Origin of the sequence: Paenibacillus xylanexedens (genome assembly GCF_017874615.1) — a bacterium.
GTDB lineage: Bacteria > Bacillota > Bacilli > Paenibacillales > Paenibacillaceae > Paenibacillus > Paenibacillus xylanexedens.
The window spans coordinates 113,337-136,819 of the sequence record NZ_JAGIKV010000006.1 but is presented as its reverse complement, the minus strand read 5'-3'; the positions used below and the strand labels follow the sequence as shown (position 1 = coordinate 136,819).

The 23,483-nt window shown below is 45.2% G+C and carries 24 protein-coding genes; 20 read left to right on the top strand and 4 right to left on the bottom strand.

Features of this window, described 5'->3' with window-relative positions; genetic code table 11:
* Window positions 1-206 precede the first annotated feature (206 nt).
* From J2Z28_RS09950 to J2Z28_RS09870, 17 genes are all read left to right on the top strand, one after another.
* The gene (locus J2Z28_RS09950; RefSeq protein ID WP_211082342.1) at window positions 207-1,484 is read left to right on the top strand and encodes a WD40/YVTN/BNR-like repeat-containing protein; all 1,278 of its coding nucleotides are present in this window, start codon (window positions 207-209) and stop codon (window positions 1,482-1,484) included.
* A 148-nt stretch (window positions 1,485-1,632) separates the two neighbouring features.
* The gene (locus J2Z28_RS09945) at window positions 1,633-1,842 is read left to right on the top strand and encodes a hypothetical protein (protein WP_211082340.1); all 210 of its coding nucleotides are present in this window, start codon (window positions 1,633-1,635) and stop codon (window positions 1,840-1,842) included.
* Between the two features lie 200 nt (window positions 1,843-2,042).
* On the top strand, window positions 2,043-2,822 hold the full coding sequence (locus J2Z28_RS09940; protein WP_211082337.1) for a phosphotransferase family protein: 780 nt from the start codon (window positions 2,043-2,045) through the stop codon (window positions 2,820-2,822).
* Window positions 2,823-2,882: 60 nt separating this feature from the next.
* Window positions 2,883-3,308, top strand: coding sequence for an NUDIX hydrolase (locus J2Z28_RS09935; protein WP_211082336.1), 426 nt, complete (start codon window positions 2,883-2,885; stop codon window positions 3,306-3,308).
* Between the two features lie 110 nt (window positions 3,309-3,418).
* Window positions 3,419-4,165, top strand: coding sequence for a class I SAM-dependent methyltransferase (locus tag J2Z28_RS09930; protein WP_211082335.1), 747 nt, complete (start codon window positions 3,419-3,421; stop codon window positions 4,163-4,165).
* A gap of 143 nt (window positions 4,166-4,308) precedes the next feature.
* Complete coding sequence (locus tag J2Z28_RS09925) at window positions 4,309-4,803, top strand: AAA family ATPase (RefSeq protein WP_211082334.1); 495 nt, start codon at window positions 4,309-4,311, stop codon at window positions 4,801-4,803.
* A gap of 41 nt (window positions 4,804-4,844) precedes the next feature.
* Window positions 4,845-5,438 (top strand): C39 family peptidase, encoded by a 594-nt coding sequence (locus tag J2Z28_RS09920; RefSeq protein ID WP_211082332.1) that lies wholly within the window; start codon window positions 4,845-4,847, stop codon window positions 5,436-5,438.
* A 318-nt stretch (window positions 5,439-5,756) separates the two neighbouring features.
* Window positions 5,757-6,869: a collagen-like protein gene (locus tag J2Z28_RS09915; RefSeq protein WP_211082330.1), complete on the top strand. Its 1,113-nt coding sequence runs from the start codon at window positions 5,757-5,759 to the stop codon at window positions 6,867-6,869.
* A 260-nt stretch (window positions 6,870-7,129) separates the two neighbouring features.
* Complete coding sequence (locus tag J2Z28_RS09910; RefSeq protein WP_211082328.1) at window positions 7,130-7,531, top strand: hypothetical protein; 402 nt, start codon at window positions 7,130-7,132, stop codon at window positions 7,529-7,531.
* Window positions 7,532-7,740: 209 nt separating this feature from the next.
* Window positions 7,741-8,133: a DUF2500 domain-containing protein gene (locus J2Z28_RS09905; RefSeq protein WP_017688132.1), complete on the top strand. Its 393-nt coding sequence runs from the start codon at window positions 7,741-7,743 to the stop codon at window positions 8,131-8,133.
* A 147-nt stretch (window positions 8,134-8,280) separates the two neighbouring features.
* Window positions 8,281-9,030 carry a glucose 1-dehydrogenase gene (locus J2Z28_RS09900; RefSeq protein WP_211082326.1) on the top strand — a complete coding sequence of 250 codons (750 nt, stop codon included), beginning with the start codon at window positions 8,281-8,283 and terminating at the stop codon, window positions 9,028-9,030.
* Between the two features lie 204 nt (window positions 9,031-9,234).
* The gene (locus J2Z28_RS09895) at window positions 9,235-10,920 is read left to right on the top strand and encodes a hypothetical protein (RefSeq protein ID WP_211082324.1); all 1,686 of its coding nucleotides are present in this window, start codon (window positions 9,235-9,237) and stop codon (window positions 10,918-10,920) included.
* Between the two features lie 160 nt (window positions 10,921-11,080).
* On the top strand, window positions 11,081-11,503 hold the full coding sequence (locus tag J2Z28_RS09890; protein ID WP_211082322.1) for a cell wall hydrolase: 423 nt from the start codon (window positions 11,081-11,083) through the stop codon (window positions 11,501-11,503).
* Window positions 11,504-11,602: 99 nt separating this feature from the next.
* Window positions 11,603-12,064, top strand: coding sequence for a spore coat protein GerQ (gene gerQ / locus J2Z28_RS09885; RefSeq protein ID WP_415841440.1), 462 nt, complete (start codon window positions 11,603-11,605; stop codon window positions 12,062-12,064).
* Between the two features lie 222 nt (window positions 12,065-12,286).
* Entirely contained in the window at window positions 12,287-13,870 is a 1,584-nt protein-coding gene (locus J2Z28_RS09880; protein ID WP_211082318.1) for a sigma-70 family RNA polymerase sigma factor, read from the top strand.
* A 372-nt stretch (window positions 13,871-14,242) separates the two neighbouring features.
* Window positions 14,243-15,559, top strand: coding sequence for a hemolysin family protein (locus tag J2Z28_RS09875; RefSeq protein ID WP_211082316.1), 1,317 nt, complete (start codon window positions 14,243-14,245; stop codon window positions 15,557-15,559).
* 311 nt (window positions 15,560-15,870) lie between these two features.
* Window positions 15,871-16,383, top strand: coding sequence for a hypothetical protein (locus tag J2Z28_RS09870; protein WP_017688139.1), 513 nt, complete (start codon window positions 15,871-15,873; stop codon window positions 16,381-16,383).
* A gap of 2 nt (window positions 16,384-16,385) precedes the next feature.
* Here the strand turns inward: J2Z28_RS09870 and J2Z28_RS09865 are convergent, their stop codons facing one another.
* The 4 genes from J2Z28_RS09865 to J2Z28_RS09850 form a co-directional block, all read right to left on the bottom strand.
* Entirely contained in the window at window positions 16,386-17,339 is a 954-nt protein-coding gene (locus tag J2Z28_RS09865; protein ID WP_211082315.1) for a hypothetical protein, read from the bottom strand.
* Window positions 17,317-17,907 carry an RNA polymerase sigma factor gene (locus tag J2Z28_RS09860; protein ID WP_017688141.1) on the bottom strand — a complete coding sequence of 197 codons (591 nt, stop codon included), beginning with the start codon at window positions 17,905-17,907 and terminating at the stop codon, window positions 17,317-17,319. The genes J2Z28_RS09865 and J2Z28_RS09860 overlap by 23 nt, the downstream gene beginning before the upstream one ends.
* Window positions 17,908-18,108: 201 nt before the next feature.
* Window positions 18,109-19,341: an aminopeptidase gene (locus J2Z28_RS09855; RefSeq protein ID WP_211082313.1), complete on the bottom strand. Its 1,233-nt coding sequence runs from the start codon at window positions 19,339-19,341 to the stop codon at window positions 18,109-18,111.
* A gap of 89 nt (window positions 19,342-19,430) precedes the next feature.
* Window positions 19,431-20,663, bottom strand: coding sequence for an aminopeptidase (locus tag J2Z28_RS09850; RefSeq protein WP_036613753.1), 1,233 nt, complete (start codon window positions 20,661-20,663; stop codon window positions 19,431-19,433).
* Window positions 20,664-20,913: 250 nt separating this feature from the next.
* On the opposite strand from J2Z28_RS09850, the gene J2Z28_RS09845 reads away from it, so the two are divergent.
* From J2Z28_RS09845 to J2Z28_RS09835, 3 genes are all read left to right on the top strand, one after another.
* Window positions 20,914-21,180, top strand: a complete 267-nt coding sequence (locus J2Z28_RS09845) for a hypothetical protein (RefSeq protein WP_211082311.1) — start codon at window positions 20,914-20,916, stop codon at window positions 21,178-21,180.
* A 180-nt stretch (window positions 21,181-21,360) separates the two neighbouring features.
* Entirely contained in the window at window positions 21,361-22,170 is an 810-nt protein-coding gene (locus J2Z28_RS09840) for an MBL fold metallo-hydrolase (RefSeq protein ID WP_211082309.1), read from the top strand.
* 179 nt (window positions 22,171-22,349) lie between these two features.
* The gene (locus J2Z28_RS09835; protein ID WP_211082307.1) at window positions 22,350-23,360 is read left to right on the top strand and encodes an aldose 1-epimerase; all 1,011 of its coding nucleotides are present in this window, start codon (window positions 22,350-22,352) and stop codon (window positions 23,358-23,360) included.
* Window positions 23,361-23,483 lie beyond the last annotated feature (123 nt).

The following is a 23,483-nucleotide window of genomic DNA, read 5'->3' as shown; positions in this document are numbered from 1 at the left end:
TTTTACCAATTATTCCGTCGAAAAACAGTTTAGGATGAAATTAATGGTAACTGGAAAAAGGGAGTGGCCAGCCCATACGTAGCCAATGAGCCTTTTACATAAGGTTTGTGGTAGAATAGGAGCAGTGGATTCTGATGAATCGTAAATAAAAACGCCATAGGACAGGCATGCGCGCCTGTATATTGGGTGAGAGAGGTGGAACCCACTTGCGTTCGCAATGGATTAAAATGGCGCAGACAGCATTGCTGTCTCTAGGTATAGCAGCTGTATTGGCTGCATGCACCGACTCAGATCAACCTCCGGAAGCAGAACCTCCGCAGCAGCAGGAGGATGCCGGGAATACAGGGCAGACATTAACCGTCGTTCCCCCTGTCAACAGTACAGAATCTGCGGATAACGCCAAGTACCAAATACAGACCCGTTTGACCGATTTTCAGTTGCTCAATGACAACGGAGGATTGGCGTGGGGTGTGACGCGGAATGCGCTGCGCCTGTACTACACTCAGGATCAGGGAAAGACCTGGACCAATATTTCACCTTCGGAAAATGTACAGTTTCCGGCTAACCCTAAATATGGACAAAGCATTTATTTTGTAGATCGTGCACATGGTTGGATTGTTCGTGAAGGTATGGGTGGAACAGATACCATGGTGCTTCGCACCAACAATGGAGGCGTAACTTGGAGTCTGTCTTCTCTGTCCAAGACGGATAAAGTGACTGCGATCTCATTTGTATCTCCTGAAAAAGGCTGGATTCTCACCACGGTGGATACCGCTATTGGTAAACAGGACAAGAAACTTTACTTCACCGAGGACGGTGGAATTACCTGGAATCGGATGTCATCCAGTGATGAAGATGGCAAACAGGAAGCAGAAGAGATTTCCAAACGTGGATACACCACGGGGATGACTTTCTCGGATCCAAAACATGGTTTCTTAACAGCGCTGGAGTTCGGCACACCGAAGTTGTATGTAACATCAGACGGCGGAGAGAACTGGAATACTGGACCATCCTTCTTTGATCGAAACAAATTCAACGGGTGTGGTAATTTCAGTGTTAGTTCACCACAATTTTTTGGACGTGAAGCGCAATCAGCCTGGATGTCAGTGTCCTGTTCTCAAGGGGAGAGCACGACATTTAATGGTTTTTTCACCACCGATGGTGGAAAGAGTTGGAAGCTGTCCAATTTCACTTTGAATAAACAAACGGGTGCGAATCGTAACCTTTCACCGGTATTTCTGAACGCATCAGAAGGTTGGGCGATGCAAAAGGGCATAACCTACCACACCAAGGATGCGGGCAAAACGTGGAGCGCTCTTCCTGCAAGCAGTGTACTGGAGAAAATTTTGGAAGACTATCCGGAGATTGTGAAGATACAGATGGTTACCTCCAAGCTTGGCTGGATACTGGTTGAAAATACAGATGCGAAAAGATCGTTGTTATTGCAAACGGTAGATGGCGGTGTACATTGGAAAGTACTATAAACGTAGAGTTTTATCGTTGTGAATAGATAGGAGAAAGGAGAGGAGCTTAAGGGTTCCTTTTCTTTTTTCGCTTAGTTTGTGAAATAAATCACAAATAAATCCACTAGAAGGTGATATATTTAACTCAACAAGAGAAGGAGTGATGAAGATGAGAACCAACGGTCAAACTCAATTCACGCAGGCGGATGAATTAACCAGATATATGCTTCAATTATGCTACACATGTGACGATGCGAATCGTTGTACAACAGAGGAAGCAGTGAAGGCTTGCATGACAGAACACGCACAGGCAGACCAGCCCGAACCAGCCGAAGGCGGAGAAGTAACTCGCGGGTTTATGGATCTAATGTACGCGTAGGCTGATCATTCACAGAGAACGCTCCTGCGGGAGGGTTCTTTTTGATTTGGAGTGAATTGTATGCGCTTTTAAATTCACTTCGCAAATATTGCAGCATGGGTTATTATAGAAACAATTAAGGTAAATGACTCAAAATGTGGAATTGTTTATTGACTTTATCTGAAAGAGAAAGGGCATGAAATTGTAGAAAGGACAAAACTATGAATATTCAAGATCTCCCAATTGAAATAAAAGAACATATAGGGGAAGTCCAGAAAATCACTTTTCCTAAGCAAGGCCATACTTCTACTGTGGCTATTCTGGATACGCTCGATAAAAAGTACATCATTAAGAAGACAGAAAACGATCTTTATAATGAATGGTTATCCGATGAATATAAGGTGCTCCAATACCTTTACCATACGGGACTCCCTGTTCCAAAGGTATATTCATTTCATACTGAGGACACATCGAGATGGCTTCTGATGGATTATATTGATGGAATAAGTTTAAGAGAATTTCTCTCTAAGATGCCTGACCTCCAAAGTAAAGAAAAAGCGATTTTTAACTTTGGGCTTTCTTTAAAGAAAATACATGAATGCTCTTGTCCTGTTGAATTATTGAACAATGACAATCCTTGGTTAGATACAATGCTTAATAAAGCAGAATATAATCTAACTCACTTTGCTGTAGACGGCTCAGCAGAACTACTTCAACAGTTGAAAGAAGGAAGACCAAAACCAATAGAGAACACTTTCATCCATGGAGATTTTACTATTGATAATGTGCTAGTTAATGATTGCAATATTGTTGGAGTTATTGACTGGGCAGGAGCAGCTTATGGCGACCCAAGATATGATGTAGCATTAGCTATTAGACCGAAACATAATGCGTTTGACAATGAAAGAGATAGAGAAATATTTTATAAAGGGTATGGAAAGTCAAAAATAACGGATGAAGAATACAATTATTTTGAAGACGGGATATATAACTTCTTTTAGTCTGGCTATAGATCATGTTCTTCAAACGTATATCCAATCTCTCTAGAAGGAGTCGAATAAATGAGCCCTCCAAAACATATCTTATCTGCCGCTGCAATCGTGATCAATGAACAAAATGAATTATTACTTATTAGAGGACCACGAAGAGGATGGGAAATGCCAGGTGGTCAAGTAGAAGAAGGAGAATCCCTAAGTCAAGCTGCGATCAGAGAAACGAAAGAGGAGTCCGGAATCGACATTGAAATCATCAAATTCTGTGGAATATTTCAAAATATCGAAAATTCAATATGTAACACATTATTTCTAGCCAAACCAATAGGAGGAGTATTAATCACATCATCGGAGAGCTTAGAGTCTGGTTTCTTTCCAATTGAAGAAGCTATTTTAAAAGTCGAATGGAAAAACTTCAGAGAAAGAATAGAGTATTGCTTAAAACCTGAGATGCAACCTTTTTGCATTGAGTTCAGTGATAAGAATAATATTTAAAACTTACTACAAGAACGGCTTTAAAAGCTTACTTAATGGCAATGAGATTACATATTTCAACGAAGGTAACAAGTGATGTTCTGAATGTAGTGTAAAAAGGAGACTATCAGATGAACAAATACAGTGTTTATGAAACAAACAGCTTTTATTGGGATACAAAAGGGAATGACTTTTTGAGAGCAATCGTGCTTCCACATTATGGAGCATTTATCTCAGAAGAAAAACACCAACTTTTTGGTGATGTCTCAGGATTAAAGATGTTAGAGGTGGGCTGTGGAAATGGTCAATCCTTGCAGTATCATGGAGACCGCAAAGCTGGTGAGCTATGGGGTATGGATATATCCCAGAAACAGATAGAAAAGACACAACAACACTTGAGGACATACGGCATTTCTGCAACATTGATATGTTCACCCATGGAAGAGGAATGTGGTATTCCTACTAATTATTTTGACGCAGTGTATTCGATTTATGCCATAGGTTGGACAACCGATCTTCAAGGTACTTTCAGCCGAATCGCTTCTTATTTAAAGAAAGATGGCATTTTTATTTTCAGCTGGTCTCATCCAATTCATAGATGTGTCGTTGAAGAAAATGATAGATTTGTCTTCAATAAGCCATATTCTGATGAATCGTGGTATGCGGTATCTCCTGACTTTTGTCAGGGTGAATTAACCTTGGCTGATCGTCAACTATCAACCTATATCAATGCGTTAGCGAAAGCGGGATTTGTCATTGAACAAATGATAGAAGAATCCGATGAGGATATCATGCAATTACATAATAATAGCGATAGTCTCCTTAAAAGAGCGAAGATGTTACCTGTATCCTTTGTGATTAAAGCAAGAAAACGGTGATTAAATGAAATGAATCGGAGAGTGGGCTATGTTTAAATATCAAATGGATACTGCTACCTATATATCGCTATCATTTATGGCTTGAAAGCAGATCAATGGAGAACGTAATAGATCAAATTTTATTTTAACTAAAGGAGCTAGTTATGAGAAAATTACCGCTGTTTGTAGTGACAGGCGCAAGCGGAACAGGAAAAACAACGATCTCTTCGCATGTTCGGAAGCAGCTACCCGAATTTGACGTCTTTGATATGGATATCATCGATAACATGGATTGGCAGATTGCCAAAGAGAATTGGTTGAGGATTGCGTATAACATATCGCTAAGTGGACGAGGGACTGTTTTATGCGGAACGATGGTGCCGGAAAACATTGCATCGTCCGATTACATAGATCGATTTGATCGAATTCTATATATGAATTTGCACTGTGACGATGTTACTCGCGAGACGCGTTTAAGAGCCCGTGGGTGGAACGAGAACCTGGTTGAAGAACACAAAAACTTTGCCAATTGGTTACTCCAGAATTCGGAAACTGCGTTTGACCCGCCAATGCAAACAATTGATACGACAGAGCTTACAGCAGTGGGAGTAGCTGAACAAATTAAAGAATGGGTTTTAAAGAACTGGTGCGAGGAATGAACACCTAAAAGACATCTTGATGAAGCGAAGGAGGTCACGTATTGTTTCTCAATGTATTACTTTGGTTGATTATTCTCTGGGTGATCTCCCTTTATTTCAGTTTTCCTAAGAAAGATCGCATGTACACAGTCAGTGTGCCAAGCACATATTACATTCAATCTTCAAATCGGTTGGATATTCAGAAAAACTACGAATGCGCTGCATTTTCGAGTGCGTTCGTCTTGAGACATTTCGGTGTAGAGTCTAAAGGAACAAAGCTCTATGAAACTTATCCTCGCAAATTACTGGATGGTACGGTATATCCCAAAGCGGTCGTTGTTTTTTTCAGAAAGCTAGGATATCAGGCAATGTACTTACGAGGAAATGTGAACACGTTGAAGAAGCAGATCAGCCAAGGGGTGCCTGTTATTATATTTATTAGAGTACATCCCAAACAACGTTATTTGCATTTTGTTCCCGTCGTTGGCTATGATGAAACACATTTTTACTTGGCAGAATCGTTAGATCACAAGATTAATTGTGATGAAGAATATTACAATCGAAAACTCAGTATAAGTGAACTGAACACGTTATGGAGGTCATGGTTGCCCTTTTGTCAAAACTCATATATCGTCGTACACCCGATGCAGATTTAAGACGGCCCTCTTTCAAGGGGCATGATATATTGGCTTTGAACGAACTAATAGGCTTTATTCGGAACGTCTGCGTGGTTAAATCCTGCAACTCATGCCCAAATGGCATGAGTTTTTTTGTGAACAAGTCTCCTCATGTAAATCAACTCGCTTGAATCGATGGTTATGAACAAAATAGATCAAACGTATAGGCAGTTGCTACTGATTTCATTGTTTTACCTGATAATTAGCGGAGTTTTTTAGTTAAAATGGTTGTTCGTCCACGCATCTACTCATCTACATACGTACGTTAAACTATGTCTATAGGGAGGTGTCCACACTGTGAGTCATTCAGAAGTGAAGAAACGTATGAAGAGAAAAAAGGCAACAGTATGTCCATGTAAAGTTAAAAGAAAAGACCGCCGATTGAAAGTGGTTAAAAAGTTCGTTCAAGTAAAATGTCCGCCTCCAGAAGTAAATATATCTACCCCTACTGTTGTTGGTCCAACAGGACCACAAGGTACACAAGGCGTACAGGGTATCCAAGGTAAACAAGGGGTTGAAGGACCACCAGGAGCTCAAGGACCAGCGGGGGGGCCACCTGGACCACAAGGGCCCCAGGGACAGCCTGGTCCTGCTGGAGCGGTAGGTTCTCAAGGTCCGGTCGGACCTGCTGGACCTATGGGAGCCCAGGGGATTCCGGGAGAAGCAGGGGCTGTAGGGCCACAAGGTCCGCAAGGTAATCCCGGACCTGCCGGAGCAATTGGACCTCAAGGTTTTCCAGGAGCTGTTGGGCCGACGGGTGCGACAGGAGCAGCAGGAGCGGTAGGTCCCGCTGGAGCAGTAGGCCCGGCAGGCCCAGCCGGTGCAACAGGAGCGGTAGGCGCTGCTGGAGCAGTAGGCCCGGCAGGCCCAGCTGGTGCAACAGGAGCGGTAGGTACTGCTGGAGCAGTAGGCCCGACAGGTGCGACAGGAGTAGCAGGTCCCGCTGGAGCAACGGGAGCTACAGGTGCAACAGGGGCAGCCGGAAGCGTACTTGGATTCGCTGACTTTTTCGCACTGATGCCACCTGATAATGCTGCAACGGTTGCTCCCGGTACAGATGTAAGCTTTCCTCAGGATGGGCCGACAAGTGGAACAACTATCGCACGCACAGGGCCTAGTTCCTTCAATCTGGCAGCCATTGGTACGTATCAGATTTTGTTCCAGGTGAGCATCAATGAAGCGGGTCAATTAATCTTAACCCTCAATGGGGCAGATCTGGCTTTCACAGTAGTTGGGCGAGCAACGGGAACGTCTCAGATTGTTGGTATGGCTTTGGTGCAGACAACCGTGATTAATTCTATTCTGACCGTGCGGAACCCGGCTGGTAATGCTACAGCATTAACAATCACGCCACTTGCGGGCGGAACTAGACCTGTATCCGCACATCTTGTGATCACACAATTAGCATGAGTCCGTTAACAGGCTAGCAAACTCTCCTTAACTTTATTAAATATGCATCCACAACGGTAACATGGGTTTGCTTGAACTGAGATAGCAGTGCTTTACCTGAGGCTGTTATCTCAGTTGGAGCGGATAATGGTACAGGAGTAACTACATATCGGATACCCTTTTTGTTTTGTGAGGAATGGTGAAAACGTCACTATAAATTTTTTTCAGAACAGGATCTGGCTGTGACGAAGACCGACAGTGAGGATAAGATTACGTAAGGAATGAGTCAGGAAGAGGCGGAGAAAATTCTCGGTGAGGGAACATCAACCAGTGTGGGTCAATCCTATCAATACAATAACGGGATTACGATTGGCTACAGGGATAGCAAAGTCGTTAGTATCATCTTGAATAAGGACTCGAAAGGTTACTTTAAGACGGCTCGCGGGGCAGAGGCGGGGATGACACATCAAGAGATTCTCGATCTGTATGGCAAGGAACATGTTTTGGTTGAATCTGAACGTAATATTGATTATGCCTATCATATTCAGAAGGAAACATTCCTGGATGAGAAGTCGCTGCAAGCGGAAAAAGATGATTTGGCTATCTATCGTGCATCGTTTATGCTGACAAAAGAGGGACAGGTTATATTGTTGGATCAACGATTTGCAACAACCTTTAAGTAAAACAGGGCTGCTAGGCAGCAGGGTATTAGATAATGAGATAGTACTTATTTTCGTATAAAGCAACCCTTCGGTATTCTGCCGGAGGGTTTTTCCCTTCACACCGTTCGATTTCAATCCGGATAACAAGTTCTTTGTTTACGTGCATATACATTTACAGGAGACGGGTCAAGACTCCGGCTGTCCTAAGTTGTATGAACGGAGGGAGAGACATGGGCATTGAATCATCCTGGATGTTTGATTTGTTTGGAACCGTCTTTCCGGTTGTATTTGTTCTGATTATAGGTATAGTCCTTCTGTCGATGGGAAAGGAGGTATGGAGGTGGGGACGCAACAACTCGGAGCCGCTATTGACCGTGCCTTCACGAATCACCAGCAGACGGATGAAGATGAGTCAGTCGCAATCTGAACCGGGCAGTACAGCACGAACGTTATACTACGTCACCTTTGAAGTAGAAAGTGGAGATCGGCTCGAATTCAAAGTCAATGGCGAAGAGTATGGTTTGTGCGCTGAGGGGGATGAAGGACGGCTCTCGTTCAAAGGAACACGTTATGTAGGCTTCGAGCGATATAATCGCGTATATTCTGAACGCCTACGGGGTTAAACTGAGCAGCTTGCGCCAGAATGGCGTGAGCTTTTTTTGATTATTTGCTGGACAAGCGTTTCTTAATGGGCCTAACGTGTTTTTATATAAGAAGAGGCTTAATGAGATTATGATCAAAGGATCATTACCATAGAGGAGGCAATCAATATGTCATTTACAGATCAGGTCGTTGTTGTAACCGGGGCCGCTCAGGGAATAGGACGAAGTGTGGCTGAGGCTTATGCAGTCGCCGGGGCCAAAGTTGTACTTGCTGACTACAAGGAAGCAGAAGGGGCGGCAGCTGCAGCTTCCATTCGTAATGAAGGCGGAGAAGCCATCTTTGTCCAATGTGATGTTCGGAGCGAGCAGGATATTACGAATCTTTTTCGTACAACCGTGGAAGAATTCAAGCAAATTGATGTTCTGGTGAATAATGCAGGACTCGCCAAATGGAAATCACCCTATGAGCTGACGCTGGAAGAATGGGACGATGTGCTCAATACCAATGTGAGAAGTTGCTTTTTGGCGAGTCGGGAAGCAGCCAAACATATGAAAAGCAATGAACATGGAGGTGCCATTATCAACATGGCTTCTACTCGTGCGCTGATGTCTGAGCCGGATACAGAAGCTTATGCCGCATCCAAAGGAGCGATTGTAGCTCTGACGCATGCGCTGGCGGTCTCACTGGGTAAGGACCAAATTCGGGTCAATTGTATCAGTCCGGGATGGATTGAGACAGGTGACGTGGAGAAATTGAAAAAGGAGGATCATGAACAGCATCCCTCCAGTCGTGTGGGTGTTCCTTCGGATATCTCCCGTGCTTGTTTATATTTGTCTGATCCAAGCAATACCTTTGTCACAGGGACCAACCTCGTTATTGATGGAGGCATGACCCGAAAAATGATATATGAGGACTAGAACCGGGATTGAACCCGGCGAGCCCTAAGCTGTCCCAACTTAAGAGTGATAAGCCCAAGTTAAGCACTTGGGCTTATTTGTTTTTAATAACTCGGTTGCTATAATAAATGTGATTTTACAACAGTAGAGGAATGGAGGGAGTATATGTTCGGGAAACAATCCCGGAAGGTATTTTGGCTGTTACTGCTGATCGGAGGGATGATAATGATAGGGAATGAGTCACCTGCTGAAGCTGACGGCACAGATATACGGGCGGCCTGGGTATGGCAGGCACAGTCTGTTAGCAACGGAGATGAGCTGTTGGCCAATGCAGCTAAACATAAGATAAACAGGCTGTACGTGAATGTAGACATGACGCTGTCCAAGGAGGTATACCAGACGTTTATAGCCAAAGCAAGCCGTGCGGGTATTGCGGTTGAAGCGCTGGGAGGCGATCCGTCCTGGGCACTCAGTGGCCGTGAAGGCCCCATGCTCAGGTTAGCATCCTGGGTGAGTGACTACAATCTGGCTGCGGAGCCTAATGAGCGATTTGATGCCATACATCTGGATATCAAGCCCTATGTACTCCCGGCATGGAAAGAAGATGCCAAGCCACTTGTTCAATCCTGGGTGGCCAATATGAATCTGTTATTTGAGCAAGTGAGACAGGATGGCGCAGTTGCAGTGAATATTGACCTGCCATTTTGGCTGGATTCCTATACCGTCACAGGAAATAGAGTTTCTGAAGATGCAGATAACGAACCATTGTCACGTTGGTTCATTGAACGAGTGGAGCATGTCACTTTACTCGCTTACCGTGATAACGCACAAGGGAACAATGGTATCATACGTTTGATTGAACAGGAAATGAACTGGGCAGATGCCAGCAATGTGAGCGTCACGGTTGGGTTGAACACCAAGCCAATGCCTGGCGAGGAGTTCACGACATTTGCCGGGAAAGGTGCAGCACAACTGGAAAGCGTTATTGAAGAAGTTGCCTCAGCATTCAGCGGACATAGTTCCTACGCAGGTTCTGCAGTACATGACATCGTATACTGGGGACAACTGGAGCCGTCAGAACTGCCATCACCGGAGATTCCATCCAATCAGCCAGAGATTCGGGGAACGTATATCTGGGAGGCCTCTCAGGTGACGCATGACGGCGGAGAGCACATACTAGCGTTTGCTAGAGAGCAGAATATTAACTGGTTGTATGTGCGGTTAGATCTGGATCAACCCTATTCCAGTTATCGCAGTTTTGTGAAACGGGCAAAAGCGCAGGGCATTGAGATCCATGCGATGGGTGGACACCCCATCTGGGGCAAAAAGGAGAATCGTCCACGCATTCAGCGATTGATTGATTATGTGAAAAACTATAATGCTGAATCCGAGCCGGATGAACGATTTGAAGGCATCCATCTGGATATTGAGCCTTACACATTGCCGGAGTGGGAGAATAGTCGGGACACCCTGTTGACCGAATGGGCTGCCAATATTACATTTTTCCAGGAAGAAACAAAGAAGGACAGTGATCTCGAAACAAGCGCAGACCTTGCTGTATGGCTGGATAGCTTCGCGTTGTCAGGAAAGGATACATCTGTGGCTGAATTTATGATCCGTACACTCGATCATGTGTCGCTGATGGCCTTCCGTAACAACGCCGAAGGTTCCAATGGGATTGCTGCTGTTGTGAGTCAGGAGATGGAGATCGCGGATCGTTTGGGAAAAAGGTTAATGATTTCGGTCGAAATGAAGCAGAACCATGAAGGTCCTCATATTTCCTTTTATGAGAAAGGGGCAGCGGAGATGGAACTTCAGCTTGCCAAGCTTCCGGATCTGCTGGCCGAACATCAGGCTTACCAAGGCAACATTGTTCATGCCTATGATTATTGGATTGAAGCCAAGCCCTGAACAGGCGAGTATTATAAGAAACGAGTTGCTTCGGGACTTCACCTTGGGTGAGGTTCCGGGCTTTTTTTTATGGAAAAAAGATGGAATCGTGTCACCGAATGGGCTCCTGCACAATACGATGTACGGAGATGAACAGCTGAAACAAGGGAGGAAACAGACTATGGCTGTTATTAAAGCCAACTCAGAGGACGTCAAGCTATTGGCTAGGCTGATGAGGGCGGAGGCTGAAGGTGACGGCGAACAGGGCATGCTGCTTGTGGGCAATGTAGGTGTAAACCGGGTACTGGTGGATTGTCTGGACTTTCGGGATATTCGCGACATCAATCGTATGGTATTCCAAAACCCGGGGGGCTTCGAGTCAACTCAGAAGGGTTACTTCTACCAGCGGGCTAGAGAATCCGAGATTCGTCTGGCACAGCGTGTAATTAATGGAGAACGCATCTGGCCAGCGAGTAATTCATTGTGGTTTTTCCGACCTGTGGGCGACTGTCCACCAACGTGGTATGACCAGCAAAATACAGGACGTTTCAAAGCACATTGTTTCTTCAGTCCGACAGGCGATGACTGTCCGGAAGTATATTAAATTTGGGGAGGAATCACCATGATTAATCAGCCTTATCAACCAACGACTCAAACACTGGGTCAGCAAGCGAATTCCGTGTTGGGCCAGCAAGCGAATTCTGTGTTGGGTCAACAAGCCAATTCTCAGGTTCAAGGTACGTCTTACAAAATCGGTAACGGAATGCCTGCCATGTCACCAACACCAGGGATGGTATCACCAAGCTCCACAAGTGTACCCCCACTCGTATCCAGTGGAAGCCCGATGACACCATCGGGTGCAGTGATCACGACAACGGCTCCACAGTTTGAGCAGTCATACATTGAGAATATTTTACGTTTGAATCTCGGGAAATTCGGTACGTTCTACATGACATATGAGGGCAACAAAGAATGGAACGCTCGTATATTCCAAGGTATTATTGAAGCAGCGGGCCGTGATCATATTATCATCAGTGACCCGAAGACAGGAAGAAGGATCATGCTGTTGATGGTCAACTTCGACTATGCTACATTTGATGAGCCGTTGTTGTATCAATATCCTGGAGTGGTAGGCAATTACCCGCAAGCTCCAAGCAGATTTTAATTGGCGCTTCACGATTTCAATTGATATTTGACATGTCTAACACATAGTGAATTGCAGGCTGTCCCGAATGTGGAGGTTATCCGCAAACGGGGCAGCTTTTTACATAAGCATATATACTAAGGTTACTATAGGTTTAGAGTCATACGTAACCTTTTGGCGATAACATGGCACTTATACATGAATAGAACAAGCAGCATGCTTATATGAAGGGAGTCCATAGCATTGAATTCATGGATTGAAGGAGCGATGAAGGGGGAAACCGAAGCTTACGCACAACTGATGTCTCAATATCGCGGGATGGCACTTGCTGTTGCCTACAATCGTTTAGGAGATACATTTTGGGCTGAAGATGTCGTACAGGAGGCGTTTACTGAAGCCTTTGGCAATCTGTCCAAGCTGGAAGCTCCTGAGGCTTTTCCCGGGTGGTTCAAGGTGATCGTGGAGAGGCAGTGTTATCGCTGGCTAAGACGCAAGCAGCATACCATGATTCCAGTTCAGGAGCTGGAGCATGTATTCCATGAAGAGGATCAGGCGCATGATCCGGAAAAACAAGCGGTGCAAAATGAAATGCATCGTACGCTGCGTGATTCCATTGCAATACTGCCATCATCGATGCGGATTGCTGTTGAACTGTTTTATTTGGAAGGATACTCGCTCAAGGAAATATCGGATTTCCTCGGGGTCAAAGTACCTGCATTAAAGAAAAGACTGTTCGATGCCCGATCCAAACTCAAGCGCTCTATGCCAGTAAGGGATCTGGTCTCTGTATTCAGTGACTTGTATGAAGGGGGAAAAGGATTGTTACACATTATGAATGGGGATCACGCTGCCAATCGTTTAAGAGAAAGTGGAATTCAGGGAGACATCCTGGTATGGAGAGAGTTGTACACGTTCGGCCCGGTAGCCAAAGAGATGGGAGATACGAAGGAGCGGCAGAATCGGGCATCCGTGTTAGAGCAGCAGTTGGGCATTCCACAGGCGGAATACTTGAAGATTGAGGAACTTGAACGCAAGTTGAATTCGTTTCAACAATACAAGGAAATTGTCTTATGGTTCGAATACGATCTCTATGATCAGACGATGTTATCGTATCTGTTACATTATTTCAAAGGACAAGCACTCCAGAATACGAAACTGAATCTGCTCTGTATTGACTCGTATCCAGAGATTGAGCATTTTAGAGGACTGGGACAGCTTACCTCCACACAGATTGAACGTCTGTCCGGCAGTTGGCATGTGATTGAGAAAAACGAGTTACAAGCCGGTGCACAGTTCTGGGAAGCCTATACGTCGACTGATATCCGGGATCATCTGGATTACTTGCAGGCAGACACTTCTGCGCTACCCTTTGCGAAAGCTGCCTTTAAGGCACATTTGTCCCGTCTGCCATCTGTATCGAACGGTCTGGGACTAATTGAGCAGACAACACTGGAGACCATTAGAGCGGGTATAGTTCGTCCGTATCCTTTGTTTCGCAAGGTGGGGGACAAGCTGCATATTCTCGGGATGGGTGATCTTGAATACTGGGCACATCTGAGGCGGATGACAGAAGGACCTCATGCCCTTCTTCAGATGACCGGTGCAACAACTTTCCCTAATTTCAAGCAGCATGATGAAAAATTCCGTGACGGAGTCCTGTCTCTAACGGAACTCGGAATTCAGGTGTTGAATGGTGAAGTCGATTGGGCACTGCTGAAGCAGGATGAACTCTGGATCGGTGGATTGCATAACGAAAGCGGGAAACAAGCCAGATGGCGTTGGAATACCGCTTCTGAGACCGTAGTGGAGATTGAGTCGACATCGTAATTAGCGGATAGAATTCAAGAAAATAACAGCATTGCAAAAAGAGAGTATCCAGCCATGCGGAAGCATGAGCGAGGATGCTCTCTTTAGTTTGGTTAGTTCATTGTTTGTGAAATGTTAAAAAAACAGCGTAATCGAGACTTTTGTTAAAGAAAAAAGGCGTTTGTGCCATTTCGTTGTCATAGGACACGGATTGACTGTGTAGTGTAGAATTATATAATAAAAGAAGCATATCTTTGTTATTCGACAGAACAAAGTGGAGGTGGAAGCATTGGGAAGTTGAAATTGCATATGAGCGGCAGAATGGCAAATATCCTACATTTTCGAAGGAGGTGGACCTATTTGTCGAAGAATGACGGCGAATAGGATGAAAATTTGAGTGACCCCTTACCGAGTATTTTAAATTTAGTAATAATTGGTTTACTTGTATTAATGAATGGTTTCTTTGTGTCGGCGGAATTCGCGATGGTGAAGGTTCGTGGAAGTCGGATTGAGGCTTTGGTGGAAACAGGCAACAAAAATGCCATCTATGCTTCCAATATCGTACGTAATCTGGATGCATATCTGTCAGCTTGCCAACTAGGTATAACTTTGGCTTCACTGGGACTCGGGTGGCTGGGAGAACCGGCAATTGCACATCTGTTAGAGCCCGTGTTTACCGCATTTGGACTGGGACCAGTCTACGTTCATGGAATCTCTATTGCCATTGCATTTGTGATTATTACGATCTTGCACATTGTACTGGGAGAACTTGCCCCCAAAACGATGGCGATTCGAAAGTCTGAGACGATCACGTTGTGGTCTGCGGCTTTGCTAACGTTCTTCTACAAGTTAATGTATCCATTCATATGGGCACTGAACGGTATGGCTAACGGCTTGTTGAGACTGTTCCGAATAGCACCAGCTTCGGAGATTGACTCGGCACATAGCGAAGATGAAATACGTATTCTGATGAAAGAAAGCAATAAGAGCGGTTTAATTGATAACACTGAATTAGCACTTGTTGATAATATATTTGATTTTACGGATACAACCGCCCGTGAAATTATGATTCCGCGGACGGAGATGATCTGTCTGAATGCCAATGAGTCCATGCTGGAAAATCTGGAGATTGCCAGCGAGAGTATGCGAACAAGGTATCCGGTATATAACGGAGACAAGGATCATATTATCGGCTTTATTCACATTAAGGATCTGATGCGATCCCAACTTACGGATACCATCTCCGTGATCCGGCCCATCCTGGCTGTGCCAGATACCACCTTAATCAGTGATCTGCTCAAGCGTATGCAGCGTAGCAAGACACAGATTGCGATTCTGATTGATGAATACGGCGGAACCTCCGGGCTTGTCACACTTGAAGATATCATGGAAGAGATCGTAGGCGAGATTCAGGATGAATTCGACCATGAGCGTCCTGTCATTGAACAAGTGGATGAGATGGAATACTCTATTGATGGAATGATGCTGATTGAAGAAGTCAGCGAACGATTCGGACTGGAGATGGATCGTGCCGATTACGATACCATCGGGGGCTGGCTATACTCCAGAGTAGATGCCATTCCACCTGAGGTCGGTCAATCGGTTGAGTATGGGGGTTATGTATTTGTCATTCAAGAGACAGAGCATAAGCGGATCTCCCGAGTAAATGTGATTAAGCTGGAACTGTTGGTTGAAGAAGAAGGCGCGTAGCCGGATCGAAATTGTAACAAATGAAGCTGTATGGTGACGTAATGGTCATCGTACAGCTTCTTTGCATGCTCATGATTCTTTGGGTGCATGAATGACAACATCGGCGTAACGGTTCTCTGTAACGAAGCTATTCTTGATATACATACGGAATGGAATAATTTAGGTTTCAACCATGCTGGAGATGCATGCAAAGACAAAAGACGCTGCCGACAGAAACATCGGAGCGTCTAATTTTTTTTGAAACCTGTCACCCGATCCGTCCGTTTATACCCTTACACAAAATCAAGTATGGAAGCGGAGGATGGATCAATATGCGGAAAATGAATAATAAGAGTGCAGCATCTATACTAAAAACAACCCTTGTTGCCTTGTTAATGGTGCCAACAATCCTGGCTATACCTACGTCCGAACCAGCCGTTGCAAGCCCGATGATCAATGTGTCCTCTGGTGCTCTTACAGCTCCGCCTCCGCCAGAACCATCCATCCATTCGCTTGCTAACACTCGAGAACTTGGACATATCTATCAAGCGGTCGGTGCAGTCATTCCTGGGGGTGGACTATCGGCTATCGTCAATACCAAGACCATGACATATACAGCAATGAAGACACTTTCCGTAGATTATCGACTTGAGCGCTGGACAGGAACAGCATGGGTAACTTTTAAAACGAATTCCAACAATGCAACGAATACAAACTTACTGAATGCCGCATCGGATTGGACCGTCATGCCAGGATATTATTATCGCGTTACCAGTATTCATACAGCGTATGATGGAAGTACCACGGAAACAAGCAAACATGTCTCTGGCACCGTGTTATTCTGATCTTATCGACGGGTGCTGCCGGGAAACTTCTGCTCTTGAAAATCGTTGGCAATAGCAGTCATTTCTTCTTCCGAAAGGGTGCCAAACAGACTCATATTGTTGGAACCCATCATCCACTGAAAGGAGTTATAGGGTGGGCCGATATACATCAGTGCTTCCGTGCCGTCCGCCAGCTTTACGGTGCTCATATCACGAAGCATGGCCCCTTCAATTTTCTCCCCAGGCATGACATGGACATAATCAAACTGGATGATCTCATCCTCTATGCTCTTGCCTTCACTGGTATATTGAACTCTCATTTGTGTGGACTCATAATAATCGTCTGGATTCACAGGGTTTTCAGTATCGAGCACGAGTTCGAATTTGACCTTATTGAATCGCTCGGGAATGGCCTTGGATAACAGAAAGTCACCCATGAACCCTTCGCGTGCGATCTCTTCCGTAACAAGTACTGGACGAAACAGATGGCTCGATAACTCATACGAAGGTGTATTAAGAGCTTCTTCTTCTTGTACTTTAAGAATGTCGTCTAAGCTGGTTTCCGGTGGTGGAGGCGTTTTGGCTGTTGACGGATCAGCCCCCAGTTGGGTCGTGCGATCCTCAATGATAATGGATTTCATGCCATTACCCCAATCTTTGATGGATTGCACAAAAGGGGATACCGCTTGCGTACCGGACGGCAGGCTGAAAATAACGGCTCCGATGGTCACGGACGCAGCTACGACGATTGTAAGTCGCAAAGTACGTATTCTTTTTTTACGTAAACCGATTCTGTTAATTTCCCTGTTTACCTTCTGCCAGGATTGCTGCATGGCTTCGGTATGGGAGGCGGAAGGGGCAGAGACGGCCTGATGGAAAGCTTCATCAAAAGCCAGGTCAAACGCAGCGTCGAAATATTCGTCTTCCAGCTCTGAATCGAATCGCTCCGCGTTTTTATCGGACTTGCCTTTGCTCAATGCTTCCACCCCATTCCTTATGTAATTTCTTCTTGATACTGCCACGGGCTCTGAACAAGCGTTGCTTCACAATGTCTTCGGAGGTATCCAGCAGTTCGGCCATCTCTCGGTAAGAGAGACCTTTTTTCCACCGTAACTCCACCAGTACACGATATTCCGGTTTGAGCTGTCTGAGATAATATTCAATGGACTCTTCCATCATCTGCGTTTCTACCATGCTTTCCACGGAAGCTGCCGTCTGATTCATCGTCTCCATATCTATAAAAACACTATCCGTATCCAATTGGTTACGGTTATTTTTATTTTTTCTCAGATAATTAATAGCTGTGTTCCGTGTGACAACCTTGAGCCAGGCTTTCAGTTTGACCTCGTCTTCAAAGATGGGTTTGTTTTTAATGATTTTGATAAAAGCTTCCTGAATAATATCTTCTGCTGCAGCACGCTCCTTGATGATATAAACGATAAGACCATGTACCATATTATAATATTCATAATACACTTCTTCTTGAAGTGCAGAGCCTAAATTATGGAAATCTGAGGCTAGTAATAACTGGAGCCGATTGGCCATGATGTTCTCCTTTCTGGTGAACAATCCACAAACATTGGTATCATTACATTTTACAACATAATATGGAAACGGTACAATGGGAGGTTGGTCCGGGAAAAACCAGATGAGGGAAGTGTGTATAACATGCGGGAAAGTTTGCTGAAAATTAATAAAAGGCTGTTCAGTGAAAATACATTACAGGAGATTACTCTCCGTAATCAGTTAGAATACCCAGTCTCCCTTAAGGAAGATGGCTTCACGTTCGCCGTTTGCCGTGATACCATAGATGTCCGTCTCGGGAGAGCCCATCATGAAGTCCACATGGGTGATGCTGGTGTTCATGCCACGAGCTGCAAGCTCTTCAGGAGACATCGTTTTGCCACCTTCGATATTGAATGCATAGGAACTGCCAATCGCAAGATGGCAAGACGCATTCTCATCATACAATGTAGTGTAATACAGGATGCCACTCTCAGAGATCGGTGAATGGAAGGGAACCAAAGCGACTTCGCCGAGGTAATGAGATCCTTCATCCATGGAAATGAGTCTTTCCAGCGTATCCTGACCTTCTTCAGCATGAAAATCAATGATACGTCCGTTCTCAAATGTGAGTGAAAAACGATCAATAATACTGCCGCCATAGCTCAGTGGTTTGGTGCTGGACACTTTGCCATTAACGCCATGTTTGGCTGGAGCGGTGAATACTTCCTCTGTCGGGATATTCGCGACAAAAGGGGTGCCTTGCTCATTCACGCTACCTGCCTGCGCCCAGATATGACCTTCTGGAAGCTCGACAGTAAGATCCGTCCTTGGGGAGAGGAAATGTAATGCTTGATACTTCTTGTTGTTCAGGGCAACGGCTTTGGTCTCCAGTCGTTCAATATGCTGTTCCCAAGCCGCTACAGGGTCCTCCAGATCGGCTCTCACTGCAGCAAAAATGGCTTCCCACAGCTGGCTAACCTGCTCGGCTGCCGGGAGATCCGGGAATACTTTGGCTGCCCAATCGGAGGAAGGACAAGCCACACCCGTCCAGCTCATTTTATCCGCCTGTTGATACTGACGGTACTTGGCCATCGCCTGACCATATGTACGCTGATGGGTGGAAATCCGCTCCGGGTCAATACCTTTCATCAGGTCTGGGCTGGATGACAATACGGTCAGAAAGGCTGCATTATTGGCCGCCAGTTCTTCAAGCTCCGCTGCATGCCATTTCGGCGGCTCTTGGAAGGATTCCTCAGGGGCCATCTCAAACCGCAATCGATTGACGGTTTCATCTCCGTATTTTACAATCACCTGCTTGGCTCCAGCTTCATATCCCTTACGTACCAGCAAACGTACGAATTCAGCGGTATCAATCATCGCAGAGATGACAAATACTTGCCCTGGTTGCACGTTAGCACCTACTCTTACAGCAAGTTCAGCGTAACGATCCAGTTTTTGTTCAAAACTTAACATATGAGTTCCCTCCATTTGTTGAATTTTTGACCTGTTGACGCAGGAAAAGAGAGGAGTAATCTCCTCTCTCCTAAATCACATAAACGGGATTAAAATGCCCAGTTTCCTTGCAGGAAGATCGGCTCTTCCGCACCTTCGGAGGTCACGCCATGAATGTTCATTTCTCCGGATCCAATCATGAAGTCTACATGAGTGAGACTGGAGTTCATGCCACGTTCAATCAGTTCCTCTTTGGACATCGTTTTACCACCTTCCAGACAGAAGGCATAGGCATTACCAATCGCCAAATGGTTGGAGGCATTTTCATCAAACAAAGTATTGTAGAACAAAATATTGGTATCGGAAATTGGGGACTGATGTGGAACGAGGGCTACTTCACCCAGATAGTGTGCGCCATCATCTATCTCGATCAGGTTTTTGAGTGCATCGAGACCTTGATCGGCGGTATAGTCAACAATTCGGCCGTTCTCGAATGTTAGTGAGAAACCGTCAATCAGGTTGCCCCCGTAGCTCAGTGGTTTCGTGCTGCGCACAGTACCGTTAACACCCGTTTTCAGCGGAGCCGTGAATACTTCTTCGGTAGGCATATTGGCAATAAAGACATGTCCTTGCTCATTCACACTTCCACCGGATACCCAGATATGGCCTTCTGGAAGTTCGATGGTCAAGTCTGTGCCTGGAGCTGTATAGTGAAGCTTCTTGTATTTCTTGTTGTTCAGCAGATCAGCGCGGGAATCGAGATTTTGCAAATGGGTTTTCCATTCGGCAACAGCATCCTGTTCACCGATCCGTACTGTTTTGAAAATAACATCCCACAGGCGGTCCACTTGTTGTGCTTCCGGCAGGTCCGGGAACACTTTAGCTGCCCATTCCGGAGAAGGAACGGCTACGATAGACCAGCTGAATTTGTCAGCCATTTGATAAGAACGATATTTTTCTAGCGCTTTGCCGCGCACTTTTTGGCTAGTAATAATGCGTTCCTGCGCTACACCGTTCAGCAGATCCGGATTTTCAGCGATGACGTGCAGAATAGCGGCACCTTCTTCAACCAATTCAGTCATTTCAGCTGCAAACCATTTCGGTTCAATGGAGAAGGCTTCATCAGGTGCAAGATCGTAATGAAGACGTGTAACGGTTTCATCGCTCCAGTTTACTTTGACCAATTTGGCACCTTTACCGTAAGCTGCTTTGACGATTAGTCGTACAAAATGCGCTGCCGAGATTGGAGCGTTAACCACGAGTGTCTGTCCAGGATGGACATTGACACCGACTTGTACAGCCAGTTCAGCATATTGCTGAAGATTCGTTTCAAAAGTATTCATGCTATTTTTTCCTCCAATGTGATAATAATATCGTAGCTTGTTGGCTATTATGGTACTGAAAACCGACCTTTTGAACACGTATTAAAATCCTCATTACAACGATGTAAGGACTCAGAATGGTTCCTTCATTGAATAAGGTATACGTTGCTACGTTATATATTGTACAATTAACCAATAATAATTACCAAACTAGGTTTACCAGAAATGTTGGAGACCGACTGTAGATGAAAGATTAAAGGAGAGAATGATTGTGAATATTGAAATTATAAGTACTGAGATGCGCCGTGAAGGTGAAAAAGGATACGTGGGAAATACCGTTTACCGCACAGAAGGCGAAAAGTCAGTATATGAGATTACCTTCATGAGCAAGAACGGAAAAGACTGGGACTACAGCTTACATTTCACGGAGCAATCTGGAGATGAAGATGAGTTGCTTCGTATGGACGAGCTGCTTGAGAATGATGACGATCTGTACAATCAATTGCTCGATGCTGCTTTGGAGGCATTTCCGGCTTAACTGGCTGAGATGTTCTTGTTCTATTGTGTCGTGTCGATGACTATACTAGACGGTGTATGCCCGAAACAGGGTGTATACCGTCTATTTTATTGGAAATGTTGAATAGATGATCCAGAAAAGGGAAGTCTACGAGATGAATGGAACCAGAGAGACAATCCGCCAAATGGGAGGGAACCGTGAATGACATCTGACAATCTGATTACAGAAGGGTTGACGGGACTTGAAGAAGTCGCGCCCGATATTCTCAGTCTACGTACATTATTTGTTAATGTCGTGTTCATCGGAGAGACAGGAAGCAGGAACTGGGTCCTCGTGGATACCGGAATGGCGAGGTTCACGGATTATATTGTTCAGGTTGCAACAGAACGATTTCAAGGTCCGCCGTCTGCGATCATATTGACGCATGGTCACTTCGACCATGTAGGAACCGTTATTGAGCTGGAACAATTCTGGGGTGTGCCAGTGTATGCTCATCCGCTTGAAATTCCGTATTTAACGGGATTAAAAGATTACCCGCCAGCGGACCCTTCTGTAGGTGGAGGTCTGATGTCCAGGTTGTCATTCGCTTATCCTAATGAGGCAATCAATCTGGATGATCGGATATTCAGTTTACCCAAAGATCATTCCGTTCCAGGTCTATCAGGATGGGAGTGGGTGCACACGCCAGGTCATACGCCTGGACATGTGTCGCTGTTTCGAGAAGCAGACCGTTTGTTAATTGCGGGAGATGCAATCATCACAGTGAAGCAGGAGTCGCTGTGGAGTGTGTTGCTTCAGGACAAACAGTTGCATGGCCCGCCTTCCTATTTTACAACCGATTGGCAGGCAGCACATCAATCTGTCCAGCATATAAGGCATCTGGAACCGAAACTTGCGATTACCGGGCATGGGCATGCCTTGAGCGGAGATATGCTGAGTGAATCCTTGAAGCGGCTTGATCTGGACTTTGAAGAGAGCACTGTGCCGGATCACGGCAAATATGTGGATTAATTGAACCATCATATGAAAGACAGCAGAGACAGCCGTAACGTATTGCAGCTGTCTTTTTCCTGTCTTTTTTGTCTTTCTATTATGAATTTGTTCTCTATCATAGATTGGTATTTTGGGCTCGGGCATGATATAGTCGAGCCGTATAATATAACCTTAGTATGCAGGAGGTACATATAACGATGACACAGCAAAATGCAGCATTTGAAGAACAATTTGGAGGGATTCCGGCCGTTTGGCTTCGTTTTAATCAGTTTGAAGCGGCGGTTATTCCAAGCGTGGGTGCCAACCTCGTTGCTTTCCGTGATACAGAAAAGGGTTTCCGTTACTTGAGAGAGCCGAATCAGGATCAGATGGATGAATTTATGGCTGCACCTGCGGTCTATGGAATTCCGATTCTTTCGCCACCGAACCGTTATGAGGATGGACGTTTCCCCTGGAATGGTAAAGTCTATCAGTTGCCTGTGAACGAACCGGCTACGGGTAACCATTTGCATGGATTTTTGCATGATACCGAGTGGAAGGTCGAGGGATACGGTTCTGATCAGCTGGAGAGTTATGTGTTGCTTAGTCAGGACGTGAAAGAAGGGCATACATTCTATAAGTACTTGCCGTTTACGTTCACGGTGACGCTTCGTTACTCTTTGAGCAGCCAAGGACTTCAGCAGCAATTGATCGTCCGCAACAACGGGACTGAAAATATGCCGAATTTGTTTGCATTCCACACGGCGATCGCTGTACCTTTTGCACCGGACAGTCAAGCCTCGGATTACACGGCCAAAGTTACGATTGGACAACGTCGTGAATTGAACGAGCGTTCTCTGCCAACAGGACAATTTCAACCGCTTACACCTGAGGAAGAACAATTGAAGAAAGATGGGGTAAGTCCGTTCTTTGCTGCCATGGATAATCATTACACTGCGGAGCCTCAGAATGGACGTAACTATATGGAACTTACGGATCACCGTACTGGAGACAAACTGGTATACGATGTGGGTACCTCCTACAAGCACTGGATGATCTGGAACAATAACATGGGTGGCGAATTCTTCTGTCCTGAACCACAGATGAACCTGGTTAACGCTCCTAATGTTGAAGGCATCCCTGCAGAAGAAATCGGATTGATCGGTCTGGAACCAGGTGAACTATTCGAACAGAGCAGCCGATTGTATCCCATTGCGTCACAAAAATAATTCACGCTCATTTTGAGCTACGCTTACAATTTTGTCGAAAAGGTGAAAACCTGCTCGTAAATCATGTATAATATGACGAGATACACAAGCTTTGTAGAGACCCAAACCATCTTTTTGGAGGAG

Coding starts and splice junctions, on each gene's coding strand:
- J2Z28_RS09945 (WP_211082340.1), top strand. CDS start 1,633: ATGAGAACCAACGGTCAAACTCAATTCACGCAGGCGGATGAATTAACC.
- J2Z28_RS09940 (WP_211082337.1), top strand. CDS start 2,043: ATGAATATTCAAGATCTCCCAATTGAAATAAAAGAACATATAGGGGAA.
- J2Z28_RS09935 (WP_211082336.1), top strand. CDS start 2,883: ATGAGCCCTCCAAAACATATCTTATCTGCCGCTGCAATCGTGATCAAT.
- J2Z28_RS09930 (WP_211082335.1), top strand. CDS start 3,419: ATGAACAAATACAGTGTTTATGAAACAAACAGCTTTTATTGGGATACA.
- J2Z28_RS09925 (WP_211082334.1), top strand. CDS start 4,309: ATGAGAAAATTACCGCTGTTTGTAGTGACAGGCGCAAGCGGAACAGGA.
- J2Z28_RS09910 (WP_211082328.1), top strand. CDS start 7,130: ATGAGTCAGGAAGAGGCGGAGAAAATTCTCGGTGAGGGAACATCAACC.
- J2Z28_RS09905 (WP_017688132.1), top strand. CDS start 7,741: ATGGGCATTGAATCATCCTGGATGTTTGATTTGTTTGGAACCGTCTTT.
- J2Z28_RS09900 (WP_211082326.1), top strand. CDS start 8,281: ATGTCATTTACAGATCAGGTCGTTGTTGTAACCGGGGCCGCTCAGGGA.
- J2Z28_RS09895 (WP_211082324.1), top strand. CDS start 9,235: ATGATAGGGAATGAGTCACCTGCTGAAGCTGACGGCACAGATATACGG.
- J2Z28_RS09890 (WP_211082322.1), top strand. CDS start 11,081: ATGGCTGTTATTAAAGCCAACTCAGAGGACGTCAAGCTATTGGCTAGG.
- J2Z28_RS09870 (WP_017688139.1), top strand. CDS start 15,871: ATGCGGAAAATGAATAATAAGAGTGCAGCATCTATACTAAAAACAACC.
- J2Z28_RS09860 (WP_017688141.1), bottom strand. CDS start 17,907: ATGGCCAATCGGCTCCAGTTATTACTAGCCTCAGATTTCCATAATTTA.
- J2Z28_RS09855 (WP_211082313.1), bottom strand. CDS start 19,341: ATGTTAAGTTTTGAACAAAAACTGGATCGTTACGCTGAACTTGCTGTA.
- J2Z28_RS09850 (WP_036613753.1), bottom strand. CDS start 20,663: ATGAATACTTTTGAAACGAATCTTCAGCAATATGCTGAACTGGCTGTA.
- J2Z28_RS09840 (WP_211082309.1), top strand. CDS start 21,361: ATGACATCTGACAATCTGATTACAGAAGGGTTGACGGGACTTGAAGAA.
- J2Z28_RS09835 (WP_211082307.1), top strand. CDS start 22,350: ATGACACAGCAAAATGCAGCATTTGAAGAACAATTTGGAGGGATTCCG.